1 protein-coding gene and 1 pseudogene are annotated in these 1159 nt (G+C 71.9%); both read right to left on the bottom strand.

Annotated features, from left to right (window positions below; genetic code table 11):
* The coding region (gene argH / locus ADBZ5U_RS16485) for an argininosuccinate lyase (RefSeq protein ID WP_526811985.1) at positions 1-944 on the bottom strand (944 nt) is incomplete at its 3' end.
* 84 nt (positions 945-1028) lie between these two features.
* Positions 1029-1159: pseudogene (locus tag ADBZ5U_RS16480) on the bottom strand (argininosuccinate synthase); the annotation flags it as partial.

The following is a 1159-nucleotide window of genomic DNA, read 5'->3' as shown; positions in this document are numbered from 1 at the left end:
CCGGCCAGGTTGCCGATCAGCCGGCCGGCCTTGCCCCGGGCCAGTTCGGCGATGTCGGGGTTCTTCTTCTGCGGCATGATGGAACTGCCGGTCGACCAGGCGTCGTCGAGGGTGACGTAGCCGAATTCCGTTGTGCTCCAGAGGATGACGTCCTCGGCCAGGCGCGACAGGTCGACGCCGATCATCGCCAGCACGAACGCGGCCTCGGCGGCGAAGTCGCGCGAGGCGGTGGCGTCGATCGAGTTGTCCGCGGCCGCGGCGAAGCCGAGGTCCGCGGCGATTGCGTCCGGGTCCAGTCCCAGTGACGAGCCGGCCAGCGCGCCGGAACCGTACGGCGACACCGCGGCGCGCGCGTCGAAGTCGGCGATCCGGTCGACGTCGCGCAACAGCGGGTGGGCGTGGGCCAGCAGGTGGTGGGCCAGCAGCACCGGCTGGGCGGCCTGCAGGTGGGTCTTGCCGGGCATCACCGCCGCCGGGTGTGCGGCCGCCTGGGCGGTCAGCGCGTCGACCACGTCGAGGACACCGCCGGCCACCCGGGACATCGCGTCGCGCAACCACATCCGGAACAGGGTCGCCACCTGGTCGTTGCGGGACCTTCCGGCCCGCAGCCGCCCGCCCAGGTCCGGGCCGACCCGGTCGATGAGCCCGCGCTCCAGCGCCCCGTGCACGTCCTCGTCGGTCACCAACGGCGCGAAGCTGCCGTCGGCGACGTCGCTGCCCAGGCTGTCCAGGCCGGCCAGCAATCCGTCGCGCTGGTCGTCGGTCAACAGGCCGGCGGCGTGCAGCACCTTCGCGTGCGCCTTCGACGCCGCGACGTCGTAGGGCGCCAGCACCCAGTCGAAGTGGGTGGAGCGGCTCAGGGCCGCGAGAGCGTCGGCCGGACCGCCCTCGAAGCGGCCGCCCCACAGCGAGCCCTGGTTGGTGGTTCCCGCGTCGGCGTTCACAGCGGCCGGCCCGTCCCGTCGACATCGACGAATTGGCGGGATTCACCAACACTTTCGCGCCCGAATGTCGGTTTGGGCGTCATGTCACAGCCCCAGGTCCCGGCGGGCGGCGATCTTCGACGACAGGCCGTGGACGTGCACGAAGCCCTTGGCCGCGGACTGGTCGAAGGTGTCGCCCTCGTCGTAGGTCGCCAGGTTGAAGTCGTACAGCGACT

The sequence above is a fragment of the Mycobacterium sp. genome (assembly GCF_040398885.1).
Lineage (GTDB): Bacteria > Actinomycetota > Actinomycetes > Mycobacteriales > Mycobacteriaceae > Mycobacterium.
The sequence above is the reverse complement of the archived record's forward strand: the minus strand, read 5'-3'. Positions and strand labels throughout refer to the sequence as shown.